General features: G+C 74.8%; 19 protein-coding genes and 1 pseudogene. 12 read left to right on the top strand and 8 right to left on the bottom strand.

The features are described from left to right. Nucleotide 1 precedes the first annotated feature (1 nt). Together ACFWBY_RS34885 and ACFWBY_RS34880 are read right to left on the bottom strand one after the other, a co-directional pair. A complete protein-coding gene (locus ACFWBY_RS34885) occupies nt 2-1,588 on the bottom strand; it encodes an alpha/beta hydrolase (RefSeq protein ID WP_385335766.1) in 1,587 nt (528 codons plus the stop codon). Nucleotides 1,589-1,712: 124 nt separating this feature from the next. Further along, a complete protein-coding gene (locus ACFWBY_RS34880) occupies nt 1,713-2,795 on the bottom strand; it encodes an Rv2578c family radical SAM protein (protein WP_385335764.1) in 1,083 nt (360 codons plus the stop codon). A gap of 184 nt (nt 2,796-2,979) precedes the next feature. Between ACFWBY_RS34880 and ACFWBY_RS34875 the strand changes: the two genes are divergently transcribed. The 4 genes from ACFWBY_RS34875 to ACFWBY_RS34860 all read left to right on the top strand — a co-directional run bounded on the left by ACFWBY_RS34875 (nt 2,980) and on the right by ACFWBY_RS34860 (nt 7,845). Then, nucleotides 2,980-3,423, top strand: a complete 444-nt coding sequence (locus ACFWBY_RS34875; protein ID WP_385335762.1) for an SRPBCC family protein — start codon at nt 2,980-2,982, stop codon at nt 3,421-3,423. Nucleotides 3,424-3,621: 198 nt separating this feature from the next. After that, on the top strand, nt 3,622-4,455 hold the full coding sequence (locus ACFWBY_RS34870) for a M55 family metallopeptidase (protein WP_385335760.1): 834 nt from the start codon (nt 3,622-3,624) through the stop codon (nt 4,453-4,455). Further along, nucleotides 4,448-5,812 carry a M20/M25/M40 family metallo-hydrolase gene (locus tag ACFWBY_RS34865; protein WP_385335758.1) on the top strand — a complete coding sequence of 455 codons (1,365 nt, stop codon included), beginning with the start codon at nt 4,448-4,450 and terminating at the stop codon, nt 5,810-5,812. Before ACFWBY_RS34870 ends, ACFWBY_RS34865 begins: the two co-directional genes overlap by 8 nt. Beyond that, the gene (locus ACFWBY_RS34860) at nt 5,812-7,845 is read left to right on the top strand and encodes a prolyl oligopeptidase family serine peptidase (protein ID WP_385335756.1); all 2,034 of its coding nucleotides are present in this window, start codon (nt 5,812-5,814) and stop codon (nt 7,843-7,845) included. Before ACFWBY_RS34865 ends, ACFWBY_RS34860 begins: the two co-directional genes overlap by 1 nt. 84 nt (nt 7,846-7,929) lie before the next feature. On the opposite strand, the gene ACFWBY_RS34855 is transcribed toward ACFWBY_RS34860, so the two are convergent. Continuing rightward, entirely contained in the window at nt 7,930-8,646 is a 717-nt protein-coding gene (locus tag ACFWBY_RS34855) for a hypothetical protein (protein ID WP_385335754.1), read from the bottom strand. Between the two features lie 344 nt (nt 8,647-8,990). On the opposite strand from ACFWBY_RS34855, the gene ACFWBY_RS34850 reads away from it, so the two are divergent. Next, nucleotides 8,991-9,890: an arginase family protein gene (locus tag ACFWBY_RS34850; protein WP_385335752.1), complete on the top strand. Its 900-nt coding sequence runs from the start codon at nt 8,991-8,993 to the stop codon at nt 9,888-9,890. Between the two features lie 68 nt (nt 9,891-9,958). On the opposite strand, the gene ACFWBY_RS34845 is transcribed toward ACFWBY_RS34850, so the two are convergent. Beyond that, a complete protein-coding gene (locus ACFWBY_RS34845; protein ID WP_385335750.1) occupies nt 9,959-10,510 on the bottom strand; it encodes a DinB family protein in 552 nt (183 codons plus the stop codon). A 112-nt stretch (nt 10,511-10,622) separates the two neighbouring features. Between ACFWBY_RS34845 and ACFWBY_RS34840 the strand changes: the two genes are divergently transcribed. Continuing rightward, a complete protein-coding gene (locus tag ACFWBY_RS34840; RefSeq protein WP_385335748.1) occupies nt 10,623-12,620 on the top strand; it encodes a DUF5107 domain-containing protein in 1,998 nt (665 codons plus the stop codon). A gap of 131 nt (nt 12,621-12,751) precedes the next feature. Here the strand turns inward: ACFWBY_RS34840 and ACFWBY_RS34835 are convergent, their stop codons facing one another. Further along, nucleotides 12,752-13,219 (bottom strand): nuclear transport factor 2 family protein, encoded by a 468-nt coding sequence (locus ACFWBY_RS34835; protein ID WP_385335746.1) that lies wholly within the window; start codon nt 13,217-13,219, stop codon nt 12,752-12,754. Between the two features lie 104 nt (nt 13,220-13,323). On the opposite strand from ACFWBY_RS34835, the gene ACFWBY_RS34830 reads away from it, so the two are divergent. Both ACFWBY_RS34830 and ACFWBY_RS34825 read left to right on the top strand, forming a co-directional pair. Further along, entirely contained in the window at nt 13,324-13,893 is a 570-nt protein-coding gene (locus tag ACFWBY_RS34830) for a PadR family transcriptional regulator (RefSeq protein ID WP_385335744.1), read from the top strand. Beyond that, a complete protein-coding gene (locus ACFWBY_RS34825; RefSeq protein ID WP_385335742.1) occupies nt 13,880-14,767 on the top strand; it encodes an SGNH/GDSL hydrolase family protein in 888 nt (295 codons plus the stop codon). The genes ACFWBY_RS34830 and ACFWBY_RS34825 overlap by 14 nt, the downstream gene beginning before the upstream one ends. A gap of 190 nt (nt 14,768-14,957) precedes the next feature. Here ACFWBY_RS34825 and ACFWBY_RS34820 read toward each other — a convergent pair whose 3' ends face one another. After that, the gene (locus ACFWBY_RS34820; RefSeq protein ID WP_385335740.1) at nt 14,958-15,794 is read right to left on the bottom strand and encodes a class I SAM-dependent methyltransferase; all 837 of its coding nucleotides are present in this window, start codon (nt 15,792-15,794) and stop codon (nt 14,958-14,960) included. Nucleotides 15,795-16,063: 269 nt separating this feature from the next. Here ACFWBY_RS34820 and ACFWBY_RS34815 point away from each other — a divergent pair. Both ACFWBY_RS34815 and ACFWBY_RS34810 read left to right on the top strand, forming a co-directional pair. Then, nucleotides 16,064-16,634: pseudogene (locus ACFWBY_RS34815) on the top strand (TIGR03086 family metal-binding protein). A 138-nt stretch (nt 16,635-16,772) separates the two neighbouring features. Next, nucleotides 16,773-18,053 carry an aminotransferase class I/II-fold pyridoxal phosphate-dependent enzyme gene (locus ACFWBY_RS34810; protein WP_385335792.1) on the top strand — a complete coding sequence of 427 codons (1,281 nt, stop codon included), beginning with the start codon at nt 16,773-16,775 and terminating at the stop codon, nt 18,051-18,053. A gap of 144 nt (nt 18,054-18,197) precedes the next feature. Here the strand turns inward: ACFWBY_RS34810 and ACFWBY_RS34805 are convergent, their stop codons facing one another. Both ACFWBY_RS34805 and ACFWBY_RS34800 read right to left on the bottom strand, forming a co-directional pair. Continuing rightward, nucleotides 18,198-18,833, bottom strand: coding sequence for a DedA family protein (locus ACFWBY_RS34805; protein WP_385335738.1), 636 nt, complete (start codon nt 18,831-18,833; stop codon nt 18,198-18,200). Further along, entirely contained in the window at nt 18,830-19,618 is a 789-nt protein-coding gene (locus tag ACFWBY_RS34800) for an MBL fold metallo-hydrolase (protein WP_385335737.1), read from the bottom strand. Before ACFWBY_RS34800 ends, ACFWBY_RS34805 begins: the two co-directional genes overlap by 4 nt. A 125-nt stretch (nt 19,619-19,743) precedes the next feature. Between ACFWBY_RS34800 and ACFWBY_RS34795 the strand changes: the two genes are divergently transcribed. Together ACFWBY_RS34795 and ACFWBY_RS34790 are read left to right on the top strand one after the other, a co-directional pair. Beyond that, nucleotides 19,744-20,148 (top strand): hypothetical protein, encoded by a 405-nt coding sequence (locus ACFWBY_RS34795; RefSeq protein ID WP_385335735.1) that lies wholly within the window; start codon nt 19,744-19,746, stop codon nt 20,146-20,148. 167 nt (nt 20,149-20,315) lie between these two features. Next, nucleotides 20,316-22,406 carry a phage holin family protein gene (locus tag ACFWBY_RS34790; RefSeq protein WP_385335733.1) on the top strand — a complete coding sequence of 697 codons (2,091 nt, stop codon included), beginning with the start codon at nt 20,316-20,318 and terminating at the stop codon, nt 22,404-22,406. The last annotated feature ends 9 nt before the right edge of the window (nt 22,407-22,415 follow it).

Raw genomic sequence — 22,415 nt, 5'->3', positions numbered from 1 at the left:
GTCAGCCCCGGAAGCCCAGCAGGCCGTGCAGCGCCGCACCGCCCGCCGACGTCGGGACCGCCCGGGTCGCCGGAACCGGCGTGGGGACCGGCTGGGCGGGGCAGACGGCGTCCTCGGCCTTGCCCGTCAGCAGGTACGAACCGAGCTTCTCGTCCAGGCACTTGTTGCCGCTGAGCGAGACGCCGTGGTTGCCGCCGCCCTCCTCGACCACCAGCGCCGAGCCCGCGAGCTTGCGCCGCATGCTCACCGCGCCCTCGTACGGGGTCGCGGCGTCCTCCGTCGCCTGGAAGAGGAGTGCCTGCGGGAGCGCGGTGTTGGTGACGTCCGGAGCCTGCAGCTGCTCGCCGGGCCAGAACGCGCAGGGCGCGTTGTACCAGGCGTTGTTCCAGGTCATGAAGGGCGCCTTGGCGTGCGTGCGCCACATGTCGGCCCGCCACTGGTTCCAGTCCTTGGGCCACGCCGAGTCCCGGCACTGCACCGCCGTGTAGACGCTGTAGCTGTTGCCCGCCGACGGCTCCACCGCGCCGAACCGCTCGTACGCGGCGATCAGCGGCTTCGGGTCGCCCTGCACCGCGTACGCCGCGAAGGCCGCCGCGAGGTGGGGCCAGTAGCCGTTGTAGTAGCCGCCCGGCATGAAGGTGTCCTCCAGCTCGGCCGCTCCCACCTTGCCGCCCGCGGGGCTCTCGCGCAGGGCGGCGCGCATCCGGTACCAGCGGGCCTCGAGCGCCGCGGGATCGGTGCCGAGGTGGTAGGTGGAGTCGTACCGGGCCACCCACGCCAGGAAGGCCTTGTGGCGGGCGTCGAAGGCCTGGTCCTGGGCGAGGTTGTCCTCGTACCAGACCCCGGCGGGGTCCACGACCGAGTCGAGGACCAGCCGGTGCACCCGGTCGGGGTGGAGCTTGGCGTACACCGCTCCCAGATAGGTGCCGTAGGAGTAGCCGAAGTAGCTGAGCCTGTCCGCGCGCAGGGCGCTGCGCAGCACCTCGATGTCGCGGGCCGCCGAGACCGTCCCGATGTGCGGAAGGACGTCCGCGTGCTTGGTCTGGCAGGACTCGGCGAAGGACCTGACCCGCTCCAGGTTGGCCCGCTCGGTCGCCTGGTCCAGGGGTACGGAGTCGGGCCGCACGGGGGTGAAGTGGCCGGCGCCGCAGTCCAGGACGGGCTCGCTCTTGCCGACGCCGCGCGGGTCGAAGCCGATCACGTCGAACTGCGCGGCGACGTCCTTGGGCAGCGCGGAGGCGACGTACCCGGCCAGGGTGCGGCCGCTGCCCCCCGGGCCGCCCGGGTTGACCAGCAGCGGGCCCTGGGAGCGGGCGGCCGTGTGGGGGACCCGGGTCAGGGCCAGGGAGATCTGCCGTCCGGCGGGGCGGTCGTGGTCGAGGGGCACCGCGAGGGAGGCGCACTGGAGCGTCGGGTAGCGGGGGGTCGCGCAGCCGGCCCACTTCAGTGCGGCGGGCGCCGGTACGGGCGCGGCCGGGGCGGCGGCCGTGACCGGAGCCGCGAACGCGGAGGCCGCGACGGTGGAGAGCGCCAGCAGGACGGCGGCGCGCTTCTTCGAGGTTCCGCGCTTGGTGATCGGATACTGCATGGGGCCTCCCAGCCGAGGGTTCTGGGCGGAATGGTCCCGGAACCCGCGCCCGGAAGGCGGGATTGGACCGCTCATTGGCCCGATCTGATGACCTTGCGGCGGGTCGTGCGGTCCGTGCGGGTGCTCAGAGCAGGCTCAGCTGGGCCGGCCCGGCGGGTGCGGGCCCGGCCGGCCGCTCGGGCACGGGGTTCCGCCGGGCTGCGCCGCGCCCGCCGGGGCCGATGCCGAATTCGGTGGCGAGCTCGTGCACTTGGCGGGTGATCGCGCGCTGGTACCAGGTCGGTGCGTAGGAGCCGCCCGCGTACATCCGTTCGTACCGTTCGACCAGGTGCGGGTGGTGCTCGCCGAGCCAGGCCGTGAACCACTCGCGCGCCCCCGGCCGCAGATGGAGTACCAGGGGTGTCACGGACGTCGCGCCCGACTCGGCGACGGCCCGGACCGTGGCCCGCAGCTGCTCCGGGGAGTCCCCGAGGAAGGGGATCACCGGGGCCATCAGCACCCCGCATTCGATGCCGGCGTCGGTGAGCGTGCGCACGGCCTGCAGCCGGGCGCCGGGGGAGGGGGTGCCGGGCTCGACCGTGCGCCACAGGGCGGTGTCGGTGAATCCGACCGAGACGGATATCCCGACGTCGGTGACGGCCGAGGCCTCTTGGAGCAGGGGCAGGTCGCGCAGGATCAGGGTGCCTTTGGTGAGGATCGAGAAGGGGTTGGCGCGCTCCCGCAGTGCCTCGATGATCCCGGGCATGAGGCGGTAGCGGCCCTCCGCGCGCTGGTAGCAGTCGACGTTGGTGCCCATCGCGACGTGCGCGCCGGTCCAGCGGCGGGAGGCGAGCTCGCGGCGCAGCAGCTCGGGGGCGTTGGTCTTGACGACGATCTGGGAGTCGAAGCCGATGCCGGTGTCGAGGTCGAGGTAGCCGTGCGTCTTGCGCGCGAAACAGTAGACGCAGGCGTGGCTGCAGCCCCGGTAAGGGTTCACGGTCCACTCGAACGGCATGCGCGAGGCGCCGGGGACCCGGTTGAGGAGGGAGCGGGCGCGGACCTCGTGGAAGGTGATGCCCCGGAACTCGGGGGTGTCGAAGGTGCGGGTGACGACGGCGTCGGCTCCGAAGAGCGCGGCCGGGCCGGCGGCGGCGCTCTTCTCGGTTCCGCCGGCCGCGCCGGTTCCGTCGGCTCCTTCGGCCTTTCCGGTCAGATTGTCCCAGCGCATGGTGCGCCTCCCTCGGTAGCTCGCTCCCGAGAATAGAACAAATGTTCCCATGATCGTGCGGACCGTTCGACGCGGCCACGCGCACCGCTGCCGCGCCCCCCGCCCCGGCACCCGGATTTGGGCGCCCGCCCCGGAGGTGGTTGGCTTGCGGCGACGAGAGATCACCACTGTTGGAGGAGTAGCCATGGCGCAGGTCGAGGCCACCACGGAGCGCATCATCACGGCGGACGCGGAGACCGTGTTCGACGCGCTGGCCGACTACACCGGGATCCGGGGCAAGGTGCTCCCCGAGCACTTCAGCGAGTACGAGGTGCGCGAGGGCGGCGACGGCGAGGGCACCCTCGTCCACTGGAAGCTCCAGGCCACCAGCAAGCGGGTCCGCGACTGCCTGCTCGAGGTCAGCGAGCCGACCGACGGGCAGCTGGTCGAGAAGGACCGCAACTCCTCCATGGTCACCACCTGGACGGTCACCCCGGCGGGCGAGGGCAAGTCCAAGGCCGTCGTCACCACCGTGTGGAACGGCGCCGGCGGCATCGGCGGCTTCTTCGAGCGCACCTTCGCGCCCAAGGGACTGGCCCGCATCTACGACACGCTCCTCGACAACCTGGCCGCCGAAGTCCAGCGCTGAGCAAGGGCGTTGCCGGGGGGGGCCGGGGGCCGGGCCTCACCGGATCGAGTGAACTGGGCGACCCGGGGGCCGGTGGCGCGGCAGGGCGCTCCGTACGGGGTGCGGCCGGGCGGGGGCTCGCCGGGCGTGGCCCCCGGGGGCGGTGGGGCCGGGCGGTTAGGGTGGGGGCTTGAGCGCTACCGACCGCCCGGGGGCCCGATGAAGATCCTCATCTCCGCCGACATGGAAGGCGCCACCGGCGTCACCTGGCCCGCCGACGTGCTGCCCGGGACGCCCCAGTGGGAACGCTGCCGGACGATGTTCACCTCCGACGTGAACGCCGCCGTGCTCGGCTTCTACGACGGGGGCGCCGAGCAGGTCCTCGTCAACGAGGCCCACTGGACCATGCGCAACCTGCTGCTGGAGCGGCTCGACGCGCGCGTCGAGATGCTCACCGGCCGCCACAAGTCCCTCTCCATGGTCGAGGGCGTCCAGTACGGCGACGTCGACGGCATCGCCTTCGTCGGCTACCACACGGGCGCGGGCGCCGAGGGCGTGCTCGCCCACACCTACCTCGCCAACTCCATCACCGGGGTCTGGCTCAACGGGATCCGCGCCGGCGAGGGGGTGCTCAACGCTCACGTCGTGGCCGAATACGGGGTCCCGGTCATCCTGGTCACCGGGGACGACCTGACCTGCGTCGACGCCGCCGGCTACGCCCCGCACGCGCTGACCGTCGCCGTCAAGGACCACGTCTCGCGCTACGCCGCCGTCTGCCGCACGCCCGCCCGCACGGCCGCCGACATCCGCGCCGCCGCCAAGGCCGCCACCGCGCTGGCGGTCCGGTACGAACCCGTCAGCGCGGGGCCGTTCACCCTCGAGGTCGAGTTCGACGCCGAGCACCTCGCGATGGCCGCCACGGTCGTGCCGGGGGTCGCGCGCTCGGGCGAGCGCAAGGTCGCGTACACCAGCGCGACGATGTACGAGGGGATCCGGACCTTCAAGGCGGTCACGACGATCGTCTCGGCAGCGGTGGAGGAGCAGTATGGCTGACATGTCCCAACCGGGCGGGAGCACGCCGGTCGACCAGACGGCACTCGACGAGGCCGTCGAGTTCACCTCCGGCCTGATCCGCATCGACACGACGAACCGGGGCGGCGGCGACTGCCGGGAACGCCCGGCCGCCGAGTACGTCGCCGAACGGCTGGCGGCCGCGGGCCTGGAACCGGTGCTGCTGGAACGCTCCCCGGGCCGCACCAACGTGGTGGCCCGGATCGAGGGTGCCGACCGCGACGCCCCCGCGCTCCTGGTCCACGGCCACCTCGACGTGGTCCCGGCGCAGGCCGCCGACTGGAGCGTGGACCCCTTCTCGGGCGAGGTGCGCGACGGGGTGGTCTGGGGCCGCGGCGCCGTCGACATGAAGAACATGGACGCGATGGTGCTGGCCGTCGTACGGGCCTGGGCGCGGGCCGCCGAAAGAGGACAGGACTGTCGGCCCCGGCGGGACATCGTCATCGCCTACACCGCCGACGAGGAGGACAGCGCGATCGACGGATCGGGCTTCCTCGCCGACCACCACGCGGACCTCTTCGAGGGCTGCACCGAGGGCATCAGCGAGTCCGGGGCCTTCACCTTGCACACCGGACCCGGCCAGGCCGTCTACCCGATCGCCGCCGGCGAACGCGGCACCGCCTGGCTGAAGTTGACCGCGACCGGTAGCGCCGGGCACGGCTCCAAGCCCAACCGGGCCAACGCCGTCAGTCGGCTCGCCGCCGCCGTGGCCCGCATCGGCGAGTACGACTGGCCCGTCCGCCTCACCGCCACCGTCGCCGCCTGCATCACCGAACTCGCCGCCCTCCAAGACGTGTCGGTGGACCCCCGGGCCCCCGGCTTCGACCTCGAAGGCGTCCTCGGCAAGCTCGGCCCGGCCGCCGCCATCGTCGAGGCGACCGTCCGCAACAGCGCCAACCCCACGATGCTCAGCGCCGGTTACAAACTCAACGTCGTCCCGGGCAGTGCCACCGCCTACGTCGACGGCAGGACACTGCCCGGCGGGGAGGAGGAGTTCGTCGCCACCCTCGACGAGCTCACCGGACCAGACGTCCGCTGGGAGTTCCACCACAGGGAAGTGGCCCTCGAAGCCCCCGTGGACGGGCGCACGTACGGGATCCTGCGCGAATCCGTCGAGGCCTTCGACCCCGCGGGCAGCGTGGTGCCCTTCTGCATGGCCGGCGGCACCGACGCCAAGCAGTTCTCCCGCCTCGGCATCACCGGCTACGGCTTCTCCCCGCTCAAGCTGCCGCCGGGCTTCGACTACTGGTCCCTCTTCCACGGCGTGGACGAGCGGGTCCCCGTCGACGCCCTGCACTTCGGCGTCCGCGTCCTCGACCGCGCGCTGCGCGCCCTGTGATGGAACTCCGCACGGCCCCCTACGGCAGCTGGCCCTCGCCCATCGACGCGGCGCTCGCCGCCGGCCTCGACGGGCGTCCCGAGTACGTCGGCGCGGTCGGCCCCGAGGTGTGGTGGACCGAGCCCCGACCGGCCGAGGGCGGCCGTCGCGCCCTGGTACGCCTGCCCGCCGACGGCGGGCCCGCCGCCTGCGTGCTGCCGGCGCCGTGGAACGTGCGCAGCCGGGTCACCGAGTACGGGGGCCTGCCCTGGGCCGGCACCGAACGCCCCGGCGGCGGACCGCTGGTGGTGTTCTCCCACTTCGCCGACCAACGGCTCTACGCCTACGAGCCGGACGCGCCGGGCAGCCCCGGCCCGCGCCCCCTGACCCCCCTCTCGGCGGTCGGCGGCGGGCTGCGCTGGGCCGACCCGGTGCTGCGCGGTGACGAGGTCTGGTGCGTGCTGGAGGAGTTCACCGGGCCCGCGCCGACCGACGTGCGCCGGGTCCTGGCCGCCGTACCGCTGGACGGATCGGCGGCCGGCGAGCGGTCCCGGATCCGGGAACTGACCGACGGGCGGCACCGGTTCAGCACCGGGCCCAAGCTCTCGCCCGACGGGCGGCAAGCGGCCTGGCTGGTGTGGGACCACCCCCGGATGCCGTGGGACGGTACCGAGCTGCGGCTCGCCGAGGTCACGGCGGACGGCCGGCTCGCGGAGCCCCGCACCGTATTCGGCGGAGCGCAGGAGGCCGTCGCGCAGGTCGAGTGGGCCGCCGACGGAACGCTCCTCGCGGTGAGCGACCGGGGCGGCTGGTGGAACCCCTACCGGGTGGACCCGCGCAGCGGCTCGGCCGTCAACCTCTGTCCCCGGGAAGAGGAGTTCGGGGGGCCGCTCTGGAAGCCCGGACTGCGCTGGATCGCCGCCCTCCCGGCGGGCGCCTCCCGAACCGGCGGCTCGGGCGCACCCGCGGGCGGGCCCGTCGCCGTCCTGCACGGCCAGGGCTCCTGCGTGCTCGGCGTGCTCGACCCGGTGAGCGGGGACCTGGTGGACGCCGCCGGGCCGTGGACGGCCTGGCAGCCCACCCTCGCCGTCAGCGGCAGCCGGGTCTACGGGGTCGCGGCCAGTCCGCGCAGCGGGTACGAGGTGGTGGAGCTGGACACCGCCACCGGGCACGCCCGCGCGATCGGCGGCAGCGGCGCCCCGCGGACGGATCCGGTGGACCCGGCGTACTACCCGGAGCCGCAGAGCAGGACCTTCGAGGGGCCGGGCGGCCGGCAGATCCACGCCCACGTCTACCCGCCGCACCATCCCGTGCTGCGGGCGCGGGCGGACGAGCTGCCCCCGTACGTGGTGTGGGCGCACGGCGGCCCCACCGACCACGTGCCGCCCGTACTCGACCTGCACATCGCCTACTTCACCTCGCGGGGCATCGGCGTGGTCCAGGTCAACTACGGCGGTTCCAGCGGCTACGGCCGCGCTTACCGCGAGCGGCTGCGCGAACAGTGGGGCGTGGTCGACGTCGAGGACTGCGCGGCCGTGGCGCGCGCCCTGGCCGCCGAGGGCACCGCCGACCCGGACCGGCTCGCGATCCGGGGCGGCAGCGCGGGCGGCTGGACGGCGGCGGCCTCGTTGGCCGCCACCGGCCTGTACGCGTGCGCGGCGATCATCTACCCGGTGCTGGACCTGCTCGGTTTCGCCGAGGAGACCCACGACCTGGAGTCCCGCTACCTCGACGGCCTGGCCGGTCCGCCGCAGACACTGGCGCTGCGCGACCGCGAACGCTCGCCGGTGGCCCGGGCGGACCGGATCACCGCGCCGTTCCTCCTGCTGCAAGGCCTCGACGACCAGGTCTGCCCGCCCGCCCAGGCGCGGCGGCTCCTGGCCGCGATGCGGGGGCGGGGGGTGCCGCACGCGTACGTCGCCTTCGAGGGCGAGGGGCACGGTTTCCGGCGCGCGCAGACGATGGTCCGGGCATTGGAAGCCGAACTCTCGCTGTACGCGCAGGTGTTCGGCTTCGAGCGGACGGATGTTCCGCTGCTCGCGCTGGAGCCGTGACCGGGCGGACGCCCCGGGCGTGTCCTCAGGAGTAGCGCCGGGCGCCCGGAGGCCGGACGGGAGCTTTGGAACACGCCCCGGCGGTCAGCCCGTGTGGACCCACACGCGGAGCGGGCCTATGGCGGCGAATCCGTGGCGCAGCGCCGTGTCGAGGTCCTCGCCGGACTCGTAGCCGACGACCGCCAGTCCGGGCCAGATCGATGCGAGCAGGGTCAGGGCGCCCGCCCAGGCCTCGTCGTCGGGGGTCCCGTCGGCGCAGAACACGTTCGACACTCCGACGACGTCCCCGGTGCGGTTGGCGGCGGCCCCGGCGAGGATCCGGCCCTCGGCGTCCCGGCCCGCGAGGAAGGCGATCTCCCCGTCGTGCTCGGTGAGCAGCCCCGGGTGGAACAGGCCGGTGCTCTCCTCGCCGTCCCAGGCCGTCTCCCACGCCTCCAGTTCGGCCGGGCCCGCGACCCGGCTCCACTCCAGGGCCGGGGCGGCGGCGCCGGGAGCGCCCGCCGGGCGGTGGATCCACTGGGCGCCGAAGAGGACCTCGAAACCGGCCGGAGTCAGATCGAGCGCGGCGAAGCTGTCCTTGACCGAGGCGCGCGGCGAGCCGGTGTCGATGCCCGCAACGAGCGCTGCCGTGTCGGTGTCCCTGGTGAGGGTGACGGCGTCGGGGTAGTAGAGGGGGGTCGGGCGCGGACTGATCCAAGCCTCGGCGGTGAACTCGCCGGCGCGGCAGACCGCGGCGCACCAGGCGGCGTTGTTGTGCGCGGCCGCGAGGAGGAGTTCTTCGGTGTTCGGGGTGATGATCACACCGGGATCCTGCCACAGGCCCTGGTCTGGAACGACGCCTATTTCCCGTACCTCCGAGGAGGGCTGCAGGCCGGGTCGCGCGGGCGTGCTGCCCGCCCGCGGAGGCCCTCGATCCGGTCATCGGCGGGCCCTTCGGCAACGAGAACCCGAACCTGCCCGGCCAAGGGCCGGTGCCCGTCCCGGGAACAACGGCCCGACCGCCCTCCCGCACGGCCGGAGGCCGCGTCCGGAAGGACTCCCGCCGCCGTCGCACCACGTCGGCCGTGTCCGGCCGGCCCGCCAACGCCGGGCGATCTCGGCCGAAACGCCTCGTGCACGGTCCCGGCATCGCACAGGATGAGTCCATGCGAACCCTCGTGCTCCTCGACGCGCCGTCCAACCTCGGGCTCCGGCCGCCCGCGACGGGCACCGTACCCGGCGTCTACAAACTGGCCGGCGCCCTGCGCGAACAGGGCCTGCTGGCCCGGCTCGGCGCACGCGAGGGCGGTGTCGTCGTCCCGCCGCGCTACGACCGGGGCGACTGGAAGGAGGGCGAGGGCGTGTTCCACGCGGGGCCCCTCGCCGCGTACACGGTCGCCCTCGCCGACCGGATCGAGGGCCACTTGCGGGCAGGGGAGTTCCCCGTCGTGCTCGGCGGCGACTGCTCCATCCAGCTCGGCGCCTCGCTCGCCATGCGCCGGCTCGGGCGGTACGGGCTCGCCGCGATCGACGGCTCCGCCGACTTCCGCCATCCCGGCAACGAGGCCGTCAACGGGCCCGTCGGCGCGGCGGGCGGCGAGGAACTGGCCCTCGCCACCGGACGGGGACAGGCGGGCCTCGCCGACCTGGAGGGCCTCGGGCCGTACCTGCGCGACGAGGACGTACGGCTCTTCGGGCTGCGCGACGGGGACCCGGACCTCCCCGAGCTGCGCGCGGCCGGGATCTTCGCCGCCACGGTCGGGGCCATCCGGGACCGGGGCGCGGGCCCCGTGGCCCGGACGGCGCTGACGGGACTGCAGCCTCCGGCCACCACCGGGTTCTGGGTCCACCTGGACGCCGACGCACTGGATCCGTCGGTGATGCCGGCCGTCGACAGCCCCGACCCCGGCGGCCTGATCCCCGACGAACTCGCCGAACTGCTCGGAGTGTTGCTCAGCTCCCCGCGCTGCGTGGGACTCAACGTCACCATCTACGACCCGGACCTGGACCCGGACGGCCGCGCCGGAGCGCTGCTCGCGGACCTCGTGGCGGGGGCGTTCGCGTAGGCACCGGTGGGCCCCGGCCCGGCCCGGGCCGGGGCCCGAATCCGGTCAGGTCGCGGTCAAAGCGCCGGTCAGAGCCCGGTCACGCCGTCGATGCGCTCCCGCAACAGGTCCGCGTGCCCGTTGTGCCGCGCGTACTCCTCGATCATGTGGATCAGCACCCAGCGCAGCGATACCTCGCCCCGCCACCCGTCCTTGCCGGACACCTCCAGGTCGGGCGCGCCCGCCGCGAACCGCTCGGCGAACGCCACCTCCGCCCGCCACGCCTCCCATGCCCGCTCGACCACCCCGGGCCCGGACACCGCGCCGTCGAAGTCCCCGTCCGGGTCGGCCGGCGACGAGAACCGGGGCGGCGCCTCCTGCCCGGCCAGCACCTGGCGGAACCAGCGCCGCTCCACATCCGCGAGGTGCCGTACCAGCCCCAGCAGCGAGAGCGTCGACGGCTCCACCGCCCGCTCGAGCAACTCAGGCCCGAGCCCTGAACACTTGAGCTCCAGCGTCGCGCGCTGAGCTCCCAGCATCCCGGCGAGCATGCGCCGTTCGTCACCGGTCGCGGGCATCGCGAACCGGTCCTCGGACCCGGGTGCGTCGAAGACCCCGGCTCTCCTGATCATGCCGCTCATGCCCCCATTGTCGATCAACGGGCTCCGTCCCGGCGGGCTTTGCGTAATCCTGACCGGTGGTGAACCGCCGAATCCCTGTGCACCGGCCGCCCCGGCGTGTTCCATTTCCCTCATGGCCACCACCGTCCGCCGCTCCGTACTGACCCTTCCCGCAGCCCCGTTGGGGCCCGAGAACCCCCTGCCCGCCCTGCGCGCTCCCGGCGGGGTGCACGCGCTGGACGAACTCCCCCAGCTACCGCTGGGAGGTGCCTCCTGGCGCGAGGGCCTGCCGCGCGACATGGCACGCCAGATCGGCTACGAGCCGCTGCGCTCGCTGCTGCCCGTCCGGATCCTGGACGGGTACCGGCGGCGGCGGGCCGAGCAGGACGTCGAGACGATCGTCATCGAGAACGCGCATCTGCGCGTCACCGTGCTGCCAGGTCTCGGCGGCCGGATCCATTCGCTCGTCCACCTCCCGACCGGACGCGAACTGCTCTACCGGAACCCGGTGTTGCAGCCCGCGAACTTCGCACTCAACGGCGCCTGGTTCTCCGGCGGCATCGAGTGGAACCTCGGGGCCACCGGCCACACCACCCTCTCCTGCGCCCCGCTGCACGCGGCCCTGGTCCCGGCGCCCGACGGAGGCGTGATGGTGCGGCTGTGGGAATGGGAGCGGCTGCGCGACCTGCCCTTCCAGGTGGACCTGTGGCTTCCGGAGGACTCGCCGTTCCTCTACGTGGGCGTCCGCGTGCGCAATCCGCACGAGCGGCCCGCGCCCGTGTACTGGTGGTCCAACATCGCCGTGCCCGAGGACGCGGGCACCCGCGTCCTGGCTCCGGCCGGGGAGGCCTGGCACTTCGGGTACGAGCGCTCGCTGAGGCGGATCCCCGTGCCCCGGTGGGAGGGAGCGGACCGCACGTACCCCCTGCGCAGCACCTACCCGGCCGACTTCTTCTACGAGGTCGAGGACGGGGGCCGCCCCTGGATCGCCTCCCTGGACGCGGACGGGCAGGGCCTCGTGCAGAGTTCGACGGACCGGCTGCGCGGCCGCAAGCTCTTCGTCTGGGGAGCGGGCGAGGGCGGCCGGCGCTGGCAGGAGTGGCTGACCGAACCGGGCACGGCCGGGTACGCGGAGATCCAGGCCGGGCTGGCCCGGACCCAGCTGGAGCACGTACGGCTGGAGGGCGGGGCCGAGTTCAGCTGGCTTGAGGCCTACGGGCCGCTGTCCGCGGACCCCGCCGCCGTGCACGGCGAGGACTGGCCCGCGGCGCGCGGCTGCGCCGAGGCGGCGTTGGAGGCCGCGCTGCCCCGGGCGGCCGTGGACGCGGCGTACGGGGCGTGGCGCGCCCATGCCGACACCGAGCCGGGGGAGCGGCTGGCGGCCGGTTCCGGCTGGGGCGCGCTGGAGGTGCTGTGCGGGGGCCACAAGCTGCCGGGCACTCCGTTCGGGGAGGACATGCTCGGCGAGGCCCAGGCGCCGTGGCTGGAGCTGTGGCGCACCGGGGTCTTCCCCGCCGCGCGCAAGGTGGCGCCGCCCGGTCCCAGCCTGGTCGCCCCGCACTGGCGGGACATGCTGGAGACGGCTCGGGCGGACCCGCTGACCGAGTACCACCTCGGGGTGGCGCAGTGGCACGCCGGTGACATCGCCCAGGCCGTGCGCAGCTGGGAGCGCGGGCTGGTGCTGGCCCCTTCGCGGTGGCCGCTGCTCAGGTGCCTGGCGGTGGCGGACGACCTGGCCGGTGACCCGGCGCGGGCGGCCCGCTGGTACGCCGAGGCCTTCGAGGACCTGGCCCGGGAGAGCAGGGGCGGTACGGCATGGCTCGCCGCGGAATCGGCGCTGGGACGCGAGGCGTTGGAGTCCCTGCTCTCGGCGGGGCTGCTGCCGGGGGCCCGCGCGGTGTGGGACCGGCTGCGGCCCGCACTGCGCGACGAGGGTCGCTTCCGGCTGGCCGCGGCCCGCCTCCTGGCGGCGGAGGGACACGTGGGCGCGGCCCGCCGGGTCTTCGAGGAGGGCTTCGAACTGCCCGACCTCCGCGAGGGCGAGGAGGTCCTCGCGGACGTCTGGTCCACCCTCACGGACCGCCCGCTCCCGACCCCGTACAACTTCCGGATGCGCCCACCGGGGGACTGACCCCCGGGCGTGCCCGGCCGGTCGGGCGGCGGGTGCGGGCGGCGGGTGCGGGCGGCAAAGCGGAGGCTGCCGCCGGCGGCGCCCCGGGCGAAGGCGGACGGCAGCAGCCCCGGGGCGCCGCTGTGCTCGGTCTAGGCCGTCGCCGTCGCCGTCGCCGTCGCCGTCGCCGGGTCCGGGACGAGGCCGTCGGCGACGAGGCCGGCGAGGACCGCCTCGCCCACGGCCAGGACCGCCGTCTGGGGGCGGATCATCACGGTGATCTCGCTGATCAGGCCCCCGGGTGCGAGGTGCAGCATGTCGATGCCGTGCACCTGCCTGCCCTTCACGGTGGTCCGGAAGGGCAGCACGGTCGCCGGCCCCTCGGCGCCGTCGGCGCCGGCCTCGACGCGGCCGTCGAAGTGGCCGACGTAGTGGAAGTCCTCGAAGGTGCGCAGGAGGACGCGGAAGAGGGCCAGTACCGCCGCCTTGCCCTCGAACGGCTTCGACTTCACCGGGCTGTTGAGCCGGACGTCCTCGGTGAACAGCCCGTCCAGCGCGGCGAGGTCCTGGCTGTCGACCGCGGCGCGGAACCGGTCGGCGGTGCTCGTGCCGGTGCTCATGTGGTCTCCTTGATAGTCATCGATGTGATTAGTCAGTTTCTTGACTATCATGGCCTCGGCGTCCTGAGAAGACGCCGCGGTGAACGGACCTGAGGAGGCGACCGGTGGCTTTGCGTCACGCCGTACTGGCGGCGCTGCTCGACGAGGAGCTGAGCGGCTACCAGCTGGCCAAGGCGTTCGGCACGGGCGTGGCCAACTTCTGGCACGCGCTGCCCCAGCAGCTCTACGCCGAGCTGGCCAAGCTGGAACAGGAGGGGTTCATCGCCGGCCGGGAGGTCGTCCAGGACACCCGGCCCAACAAGCGCCTGTTCCAGGTCACGGCCGCCGGCCTGGCAGAGCTGGAACGCTTCGCGGCCACCTCCACGAAGCCCTCCTTCATCCGCGACGACCTGCTCGTGAAGGTCCAGGCCGCGGACCACGTCGACACGAGCGCCCTCATCGCGCAGCTCGCTGAGCGCATCGCCTTCGCCGACTCCAAGATCGAGCTGTTCGGCGCGCTGCTGGCCAAGATGCGCGGAGAGCGCGCCGAGGAGGACTTCCTGCGCCACGGCGCGCGGATCGGCCCCTACCTCACTTGCCTGCGCGGCCTGGAGTTCGAGCGCGCCAACCGGGCCTGGTACGAACGCACCACGACCATCCTGAGCGAGAGGCGGGCGGACCGTGCCGGTCGATGAGCGCGACCAGAGCCGGAACCAGAGCCGGAACCAGAGCCCGACCCAGAGCCCGACCCAGAGCGACGACGGGAACGGGCGGGGCGGCCGCGGTCGCGGGACGCGCTACGTCGCGCTCGGCGACAGCCAGACGGAAGGCGTCGGCGACGGCGACGACCGCAGCGGCCTGCGCGGGTGCGCCGACCGGCTCGCCGAGCTGATCGCGGCGCACGACCCCGGCGCCCGGTACGCGAACCTGGCCGTACGGGGCCGTCTCGCGGCAGGGGTCCGTGAGGGGCAGCTCGCGCCCGCTCTGGCGCTGCGCCCCGACGTGGCCACCGTCGTCGCCGGCGTCAACGACGTGCTGCGGCCACGATTCGACGCCGACGAGGTGGCCGGGCACCTGGAGGAGATGTTCGCCGCGCTCACCGCGCAGGGCGCCCGCGTCGCCACCGTCACCTTCCCCGACATCGCGAAGCTCGTCCCGCTCGCCAGGGGCGCGGCCCCGCGCGTCCACGCGCTCAACGAGCGGATCCGGCAGGCGGCACAGCGCCGCGGGGTGGTCGTCGCCGACTTCGCCCGGCACGAGGCGTCCACGGACCCCCGGATGTGGAGCGCCGACCGGCTGCACGCCACGCCGCTCGGCCACGCGATGATCGCCGCCGGTGTCGCGCACGCCCTGGGGCTGCCCGGCAGTGACGACTCCTGGACCCGCCCGCTGCCCGGCCCGCCGCCGCGGGCCCCGGCCGGACTGCGGGGCGTCGCGGGGGAGCTGCGGTGGGCCGTCGGGTTCGCCGGACCCTGGATCGGCCGCCGGCTTCGCGGGCGCTCCTCCGGCGACGGGCGCACGGCGAAGCGGCCCGGCCTGCTTCCCGTCCGCGGTCCCGGAGCCCCGTAGGCCGTGGTCCCGGAGGCCGTGGTCCCGGAGGCCCGGAGCCCCGGAGGCCGTGGTCCCGGAGGCCGTGGTCCCGGAGGCCCGGAGCCCCGTAGGCCGTGGTCCCGGAGGCCGTGGTCCCGGAGGCCCGGAGCCCCGGAGGCCGTGGTCCCGGAGGCCCGGACGGGGCGGGTGGGGCAGCCGCCGTGCCGGGTCAGGCGCGGGCGATGATCTCGCCGTTCAGGACCGAGAACCAGGCGTCGGGATCCGCGCCCCACGCGTGCCAGGCCTCCGCGACGGCCGCCAGCTCCGCCTCCGTCGCGTGTCCGCCGCCGGTCGCGATCCCGGCGTAGGCGGAGGCCGTCGTGCGGTCCGCCCACAGCGAGGACCACCAGGCGGCCTCCTCGTCGGTCGCGTAACACCACGAGGTCGCCGTGCAGGTCACGTCCGTGAAGCCCGCCGCCCGCGCCCACGCGCGCAGGCGGCGTCCCGCGTCGGGCTCGCCGCCGTTGGCGCGGGCGACCCGCCGGTACAGGCTCAGCCACTCCTCCAGCCCCGGGGTCCGCGGATACCACGTCATCGCCGCGTAGTCCGCGTCCCGCACCGCCACGATCCCGCCGGGCCGGCACACCCGGCGCATCTCGCGCAGCGCCTGGACCGGGTTGCCGACGTGCTGGAGCACCTGGTGGGCGTGGACCACGTCGAAGGAGTCGTCCGGGAAGTCGAGGGCGTGGACATCGGCCGTGGCGAAATCGATGGTGGCCAGGCCCCGTTCCCCCGCGTAGGCGGCGGCCTGCTCGATCACGTCCGGCGCCGCGTCCACCGCCGTGACCCGGCCCCGCGGGCCCACCAGCTCGGCCAGGTCCGCCGTGATCGTGCCCGGACCGCAGCCCACGTCCAGGACGGCCATGCCCGGGCGCAACTCGCCGACCAGGTACGCGGCGGAGTTGGCCGCCGTGCGCCAGCGGTGCGAGCGCAGCACCGACTCGTGGTGCCCGTGGGTGTAGACCGCGGTCTCGTGCGCGGTGTCCGTGGCGTCCGTGGGGCTCATGGCCGTGGCTCCTTCGTCGTCGAAGTGCTCTCGAAGTGCTCTCGCAGAGTTTTCGCGGTGTTTTCGCAGCGGTGTCGAAGTGACGTCCGACCGCTGGTCCCACCGTAAGGGATCAGTTCGGCATATGAGATCTCCGTTTTGATATGTGGACACACTCCTTGCATGCCAAGGAAGTGGGGCGCGGAGTCTGCAGGACGGTGGCAGGGCACCACAGGTGCGAGGAGAGTGAAGCCCGGGAGGGGGCGACCCGGTGAAGGACGGTGAGATCGATGCCGGACCCGCTGCTCGACCGGCACGCCGAAGCGCTGCGGCTCTTCGGCAGACACGTGCGCGCCGTCGCGGACACCCAGTGGGACGCTCCGACGCCCTGTAGCGAATGGAGCGTGCGCGACCTGGTCAACCACGTCACCGCCGAACAGCTCTGGATACCGCCCCTGGTCAGACGGCCGCACCGTCGAGGACGTCGGCAGCACCTTCTCCGGTGACGTCCTCGGCACCGACCCCGTCGAGGCCTGGGAGCGGGCCTCGGCCGCCGCGCGCGTCGCCTTCGAGATCCCCGGGGCGCTGGAGCGCACCGTCCGGCTCTCCTACGGGCCCGCGCTCGGCTCGGCCTACTGCTCCGAGCTGACGGCCGACTGCGTCGTCCACGCATGGGACCTCGCGCGGGCCGTACGCGCCGACGACCGGCTGCCGGACGGCCTCGTCGAGTTCTCCCTCAAGGAGGTCATGCCCTACGCCGCCGGGCTGGCCGCGACCGGCATGTACGCGCCGCCGCTGGAGGTGCCGGCGGGGGCGAACGCCCAGACCCGGCTGCTCGCGCTGCTGGGGCGGGACGGCTGAGGGGGCCGACCGCCCGAGCGCCTGCGTGCCCGTAGGTGGGGCTGCCCGGCTACGACGGGCAATTATGGGCAAATAACCGTATAAAGGCATGGTCGGTGAGCTCCGGACGGCGGGAAGAGGTGGCGCGCGGTGTCGGGGATCCAGCGCACGAAGGCCGAGGGCCGAGGTCCGGTCCGCTACGGCCCGCACGCTCCTCAGCCGGGCCTGCCCGTCCTGCCCGAACTCACGGCGGTCCTCGCGGGGGCCGCCTGGCGATCGGCTCCCGAGCCACCGGGCGGGGGAGTGCCCGTACGGGCCGCCGCGGCCCGGCACTGGGGCCGGCGGGGGCTGGCGACCGACCCCGACCACGTGGCCGCCGGAGCCGGTGCGCCCGCGCTGCTGCTCGCGCTGCTCGGCGCGTACGGCGGCGACGTCATGCTGCCCCGCCCCTGTCCCGCCTGGTGGACCCCGCAGGTCCGGCTGCTGGGACGGCGGGCCTACCACGTCCCGACCCCGGCCGAGTGCGGCGGCGTACCCGACCCCTACGCCCTGCTGGAGACCGTGCGGCGGGTGCGTGCCGAGGGCGGCGACCCGCGGGTGCTGCTGCTGTCCGTGGCCGACGACCCGACGGCCAGCGTGCCGCCGCCCGAACTGCTGCGGGAGGCGTGCGAAGCCGCCGCGGCGGCCGGGCTGTTCGTCGTCAGCGACGAGACCTGGCGGGACACCGTCCACCACCCCGCACGCGGCGCCACCCGCGCAGGCGTGGACGGAGGCGCCGACGGGACCGCCGACCGGGCGCACGGCACCCTCGTCCTCAGCCCCGCCGAGATGCTGCCCGACGAGACCGCCGTCCTCCTCGACCTGTCCGGAGCGCTGCTGCCCGTCGGCTGGCCCGCCGCCGTCGTCCGCTTCCCCGGCACCCCGCACGGCACCTCGCTGCGGGCCCGCACCCTCGACGTGCTCACCGCGACCGGCGGATTCGTCGCGGGGCCCGTCGCCGGGGCCGCCGCGCACGCCCTCGACGAACCCGCCGCCGTCGCCGGCCGCGCCGCGGCGGCGGCCACCCTGCACGGCACGGTCGCCGCCGCCGCGCACCGGGAGCTGCTGGCCGCCGGGGCGCTGGCCCGGCCCCCGCAGGCCGGCCGGCACCTCTACGCCGACCTGACGCCCCTGCGCGCGGGGCTCGCCCGGCAGGGCGTCGGCGACGCGATGGAACTGGAGGACTGGCTGGGCGGCCGGCTCGGAGCCCCGACGCCCGGCGGGCAGCGGTTCGCGGACGAGCCGGTGGCCCTGAGGGTCCGGCTGTCCACCGGGCCGCTGCTGGGCACGACCCCCGAGGAGCGGCTGGCCGCGCTCACCGCGGCCGACCCCCTCGAACTGCCCCACGTGCGGAGCGCGCTGGAACGGCTCCGGTCGGTCCTGGCCGGGCTGTCCGACTGAAGACCCGACTCCCGCCGGCGAACGGAGACCTCGCGGTGAGAGACGAGACCGAGGCACCCGCGAACTCCGGCGCGCGGGCCGGTACGGATACCGGACGGCCGGTCCCGTCACCGAGCGCGCCGCCGTCCGGCACGCGGCCAGTTGTCACGCGTGGAGGCGGCGCCACAGGGCCGGGGCCGTGCTGATGGCCAGGGTGAGGGCCACCGCCAGGGCCACGCCCTTCCAGGGTTCCGAGAACAGGGAGCCGCCCAGGATGCCGATCAGGCCGTAGGTCGCAGCCCAGGCCAGACAGGCGGGGGCGTCCCCGCGTGCGAAGCGGCGGAGCGGGAGTCCTCCCAGGAGGCAGGCCAGCATGACCGGGATCCGGCCCGCCGGGACCAGACGGGAGACCACCAGGACCAGGACGCCGTGCTCGTCCAGCTTCCACTGGGCCTGCGCGAGGCGTTCGGGGGTCGCCCGGCGGCGCAGCGACTCCAGCCGGCGCGAGCCGTTGCGGGAGCGGACCCCGCGCCCGCCCAGCCAGTACAGCGCCAGGTCCCCGGTGAACGCGGCCAGGGAGGCGACGAGGAAGACCAGCGGGAGGGTCAGGGACGGAGTCTCCTGGTGGAGCGCCACGACCGCCGCCGTACTCACCAGCGCGCCCGTGGGAATGACCGGAACCAGCGCCCCCAGCGCGACCAGGACGAACAGCGCCGGATAGCCGACGGCCTGCTGAGTCGTCTCGGGCGGGACGTCACCGGCCGCCGCCGCTATGCGGTGCAGGGCCGAGGAGGCCGTCACGGCAGCCGCATCCGCTCGCCGTGCTCGGGCACCCGTACCGTCACCTTCGGTGCCTCCCGCAGCGCACAGCGGACGAACTCCTCGCCCGGCGCGTGGAATTCGTGCGGCCGCACCGCGTCCATCCCGATCGGCCAGTACGTCCCCCAGTGCACCGGAACCGCCGCCGCCGGCGCCAGCACGGCCAGCGCCCGCGCCGCGCGCGCCGCGTCGAGGTGTCCCGGGCCCAGGTACGGCCCCCAGCCGCCCACCGGCAGCAGGGCCACGTCCACCGGCCCGACCTCACGGGCCATCGAGTCGAACAGCCCGGTGTCCCCGGCGAAGTAGGTCCGGGCCGAGCCCTCGATCACGTAACCGAGCGCGGGCGCGATCTGCGGGCCGATCGGCAGCCGCCGCCCGTCGTGCCGCGCACTGACCGCCCGCACCCGTACGCCGCCCGCGCCGCCGCCGGCGCCGCTCACCGCCGTCACATCGCCCGGCCCCATCTCCGTGACCGCCAGCCCCCGCAGCCGCGCGACCCGGGCCAGCCCCGGTACCGCCCGCCGTGCCCCTCGGGGCACCAGCAGCCGGGTCCCGGCCGCCAGCCGGGCGAGCGACGGCAGATGCAGGTGGTCGGAGTGCAGGTGGGAGACGAGCACCGCGTCCGCTGCCGCCGCCTCCGGCGGTGGCACCGCTCCCCGGCGGCGCCGCAAGTGCGCGAGGCGCCGCGCGAACAGCGGATCCGTCAGCAGCCTGACACCGGAGTCCTCGACGGTGCAGGTGGCATGGCCCCACCAGGTGATCTCCACCGGTCCCCGGTCTCCCTCCCTCGTCCCGTTCCCGTCGAGCCTAGATGCTGCCCGCTCCGTCCGCCCGGAACCGGCCCTCCACACCCCCTCCTCCCCGGCAGCGGATCGGAGTAGGGTCGGGCGGCATGGATGAGCTGCGCGTGGCCGCGATCGCCAGCCTGGCCCCGCTCGAGGATCTGGACGCCGATCCCTTCGCCGTCGACACCCGGAGCCAGCACGCCATGTGTGCCCGCTGGGCCGCCTCCCGGGGTTACGTGGTGACCCGGGAACTCCTCGTCTACGGGCTGCGCGCCGACCACTGCGGACTGTGGAACGACGTCGACGCCGACCGCGTCGACCTGTTCGTCACCGCCAACCACCGGGTGCTCTCCCGGGCGCTGCGCTCCGTGGAGGAGTTCACGGCCGAGTGCGAGCGGCGCGGCGTACGGCTGGAAACCGCCGGTCTCGACGAGCCGAGGTACACCTCCGGGATGAAGGCCGAGGTACACCGCCGGCTCTCCATGCCGACCGCCGGCTACGACGGTACGTAACCGCCCGTCCCTCCTGCCCGCTCCCCGTCCGGGGCGGGCCGCCGCCTTCCGCACGCACATCCGCCACCGGTGCCGTCCGCACGGGCGGACCGGTTGTGCGAGCCTGGGAGGGTGGGACGGAAGCCCGGCGGCGCGGTGCGGGCCACGGCGGTGAGGCGGGTGCGGACGTGGCGCGAGGCCGGTGGCGGAGTGCGGGCAGCGCCCTCGTGCGGGTGGTCCTCGTCTGGGCGGTGTCCACCCTCACCATGCTCGTCCTCGCCGGCGTCCTCCCCGACTTCCGGCTCCAGGCCGACGCCGGCGGCGACCGCGACAGCATCACGCGGATCGGGCTGACGGCCGCCGTCGGCGCCGGCGCGTTCGGCCTGCTGAGTGCCCTCGTCTGGCCGGTCCTCGTGCGCGCCCTCCTGCTCGTGCCGGCTCTGGTGCTCGGCCTGCTGGTCTTCTTCCTCAACGGCTCCCTCCTGCTCATAGCCCTCAGCGTGATCCCCGCCGGACGCGGCGCGGCGGCCCCCGAGACGGCGGTGGTCGTCGCCGCCGTGATGTCCGCCGTCGCCTCCGCGACCTCCACCGCGCTGGCCGTACGGGACGACGAGGCCTACCGGCGCCGGCTGTACCGCCTCGCCGACCGGCGTCGGCGCAGGCAGCGCCGCGAGGGGCCGCCCGGCGCGGGCGAGGGCGCCCCGGGTCTGGTCTTCCTCCAGCTCGACGGGGTCGGCCACGAGGTGCTGAGCCGCGGGTCGGACAGCGGGCTGATGCCGACGGTGGCCGACTGGCTCGACCGCACCCACCGCCTCGCGTCCTGGCGGACCGACTGGTCCAGCCAGACCGGGGCCAGCCAGCTCGGCATCCTGCACGGCTCCAACTTCGACGTCCCGGCCTTCCGCTGGTACGAGAAGGACACCGGCGAAGTGGTGGTCTGCAACCGGCCCACCAGCGCCGCCGAGCTCCAGCGGCGCGCCGTCGAGCGCAGCGGGGACGGCGGCCTGCTCACCCTCGACGGCGCCAGCCGCGGAAACCTGTTCAGCGGCGGCGCGGACCAGCTGGCCCTCGTCCTGTCCGTATCGGCGCGCCGGGGACGGGAGAACCGTTCGCGAGCGGGCTACTTCGCCTACTTCTCCGACCCGGCGAACGCGGTCCGTACCGCGCTCTCCTTCGTAGCCGAGGTGGCCCGCGAGATCACCCAGTCGGTACGCGCCCGCCTGCGCGGGGACCGGCCGCGCATCTCGCGCGGCGGGCTCTACCCGCTGATCCGGGCCTTCGCGACGGTGGTGGAGCGGGACGTGGTCGTCGCCGCGGTGATCGGCGACATGCTGGCCGGGCGCGCCGCGGTCTACGCCGACCTGGTCGCCTACGACGAGGTCGCCCACCACTCGGGTCCGCGCGCCAGGGACACCGACCAGGTGCTCGCCCGCCTCGACCGCAGCCTCGCCCTCATCGCCCGCGTCGCCGAGCACGCCCCGCGGGAGTACCGGATCGTGCTGCTCTCGGACCACGGCCAGAGCCCGGGGGAGACCTTCCTGGGCTGCTACGGCCTCACCCTCAAGGACCTGGTGCGGGCCGGCTGCGGGCTGCCTGTGTCCCGGCGGGCCGGCCGTACGCACAGCGGGGCGGAGGCGCGTGCCGCCGTACTGGCCGCCCTGCACCGGCCGGTCGAGGAGGCCGACGAGGAGGTGCACCCCGGGCAGGGCCCGGACCCGGTGGTGCTCGCGTCCGGCAACCTCGGGCTGATCTCCTTCCCGGACCTGCCCGGCCGGGCGTCGCGGGAGCGCATCGACCGCGCCCACCCGGCGCTGCTGGCCACCCTGGCGAACCACCCCGGGATCGGGTTCCTGCTGGTCGACGGCGTGGTGCTGGGGCCGGGCGGGGCGCAGGCGCGGCTGGACGAGCCGGGTGCGGCGGAGGAGCTGCTGGCGCGCTTCGGGCCGGGGGCGGCGCGGGCGGTCCGACGGACCGACACCTTCCCGCACGTGGCCGACGTGATGGTCAACTCGGCGTACGACCCGGTGACGGGCGCGGTCCACGCCTTCGAGGAGCAGATCGGGTCGCACGGCGGCCTGGGCGGGGAGCAGGCGCACCCGTTCCTGATGTGGCCGGCGGAGCTGTCCGATCCGGCGCCCGGGCCGGACGGCGAACTGGTGGGCGCGGAGGCGGTGCACGAGGTACTGCGGCGGTGGCTCCGCGAGGCGGACGGCCCCCAGGTGCCGGTGCCTCCGGCGGTGCCGGCGACCCGGGTCGCGGAGCCGCCCCGGGCGCCGTAGGGGCCACGG

The organism is Streptomyces sp. NPDC060049 (assembly GCF_042736715.1).
GTDB lineage: Bacteria > Actinomycetota > Actinomycetes > Streptomycetales > Streptomycetaceae > Streptomyces.
The sequence above is the reverse complement of the archived record's forward strand: the minus strand, read 5'-3'. Positions and strand labels throughout refer to the sequence as shown.

Bases quoted from the DNA above. Each gene is read 5' to 3' on its own strand.
- ACFWBY_RS34885 (WP_385335766.1), bottom strand. From the start codon at position 1,588: ATGCAGTATCCGATCACCAAGCGCGGAACCTCGAAGAAGCGCGCCGCC.
- ACFWBY_RS34880 (WP_385335764.1), bottom strand. From the start codon at position 2,795: ATGCGCTGGGACAATCTGACCGGAAAGGCCGAAGGAGCCGACGGAACC.
- ACFWBY_RS34875 (WP_385335762.1), top strand. From the start codon at position 2,980: ATGGCGCAGGTCGAGGCCACCACGGAGCGCATCATCACGGCGGACGCG.
- ACFWBY_RS34870 (WP_385335760.1), top strand. From the start codon at position 3,622: ATGAAGATCCTCATCTCCGCCGACATGGAAGGCGCCACCGGCGTCACC.
- ACFWBY_RS34865 (WP_385335758.1), top strand. From the start codon at position 4,448: ATGGCTGACATGTCCCAACCGGGCGGGAGCACGCCGGTCGACCAGACG.
- ACFWBY_RS34860 (WP_385335756.1), top strand. From the start codon at position 5,812: ATGGAACTCCGCACGGCCCCCTACGGCAGCTGGCCCTCGCCCATCGAC.
- ACFWBY_RS34850 (WP_385335752.1), top strand. From the start codon at position 8,991: ATGCGAACCCTCGTGCTCCTCGACGCGCCGTCCAACCTCGGGCTCCGG.
- ACFWBY_RS34845 (WP_385335750.1), bottom strand. From the start codon at position 10,510: ATGAGCGGCATGATCAGGAGAGCCGGGGTCTTCGACGCACCCGGGTCC.
- ACFWBY_RS34840 (WP_385335748.1), top strand. From the start codon at position 10,623: ATGGCCACCACCGTCCGCCGCTCCGTACTGACCCTTCCCGCAGCCCCG.
- ACFWBY_RS34835 (WP_385335746.1), bottom strand. From the start codon at position 13,219: ATGAGCACCGGCACGAGCACCGCCGACCGGTTCCGCGCCGCGGTCGAC.
- ACFWBY_RS34820 (WP_385335740.1), bottom strand. From the start codon at position 15,794: ATGAGCCCCACGGACGCCACGGACACCGCGCACGAGACCGCGGTCTAC.
- ACFWBY_RS34795 (WP_385335735.1), top strand. From the start codon at position 19,744: ATGGATGAGCTGCGCGTGGCCGCGATCGCCAGCCTGGCCCCGCTCGAG.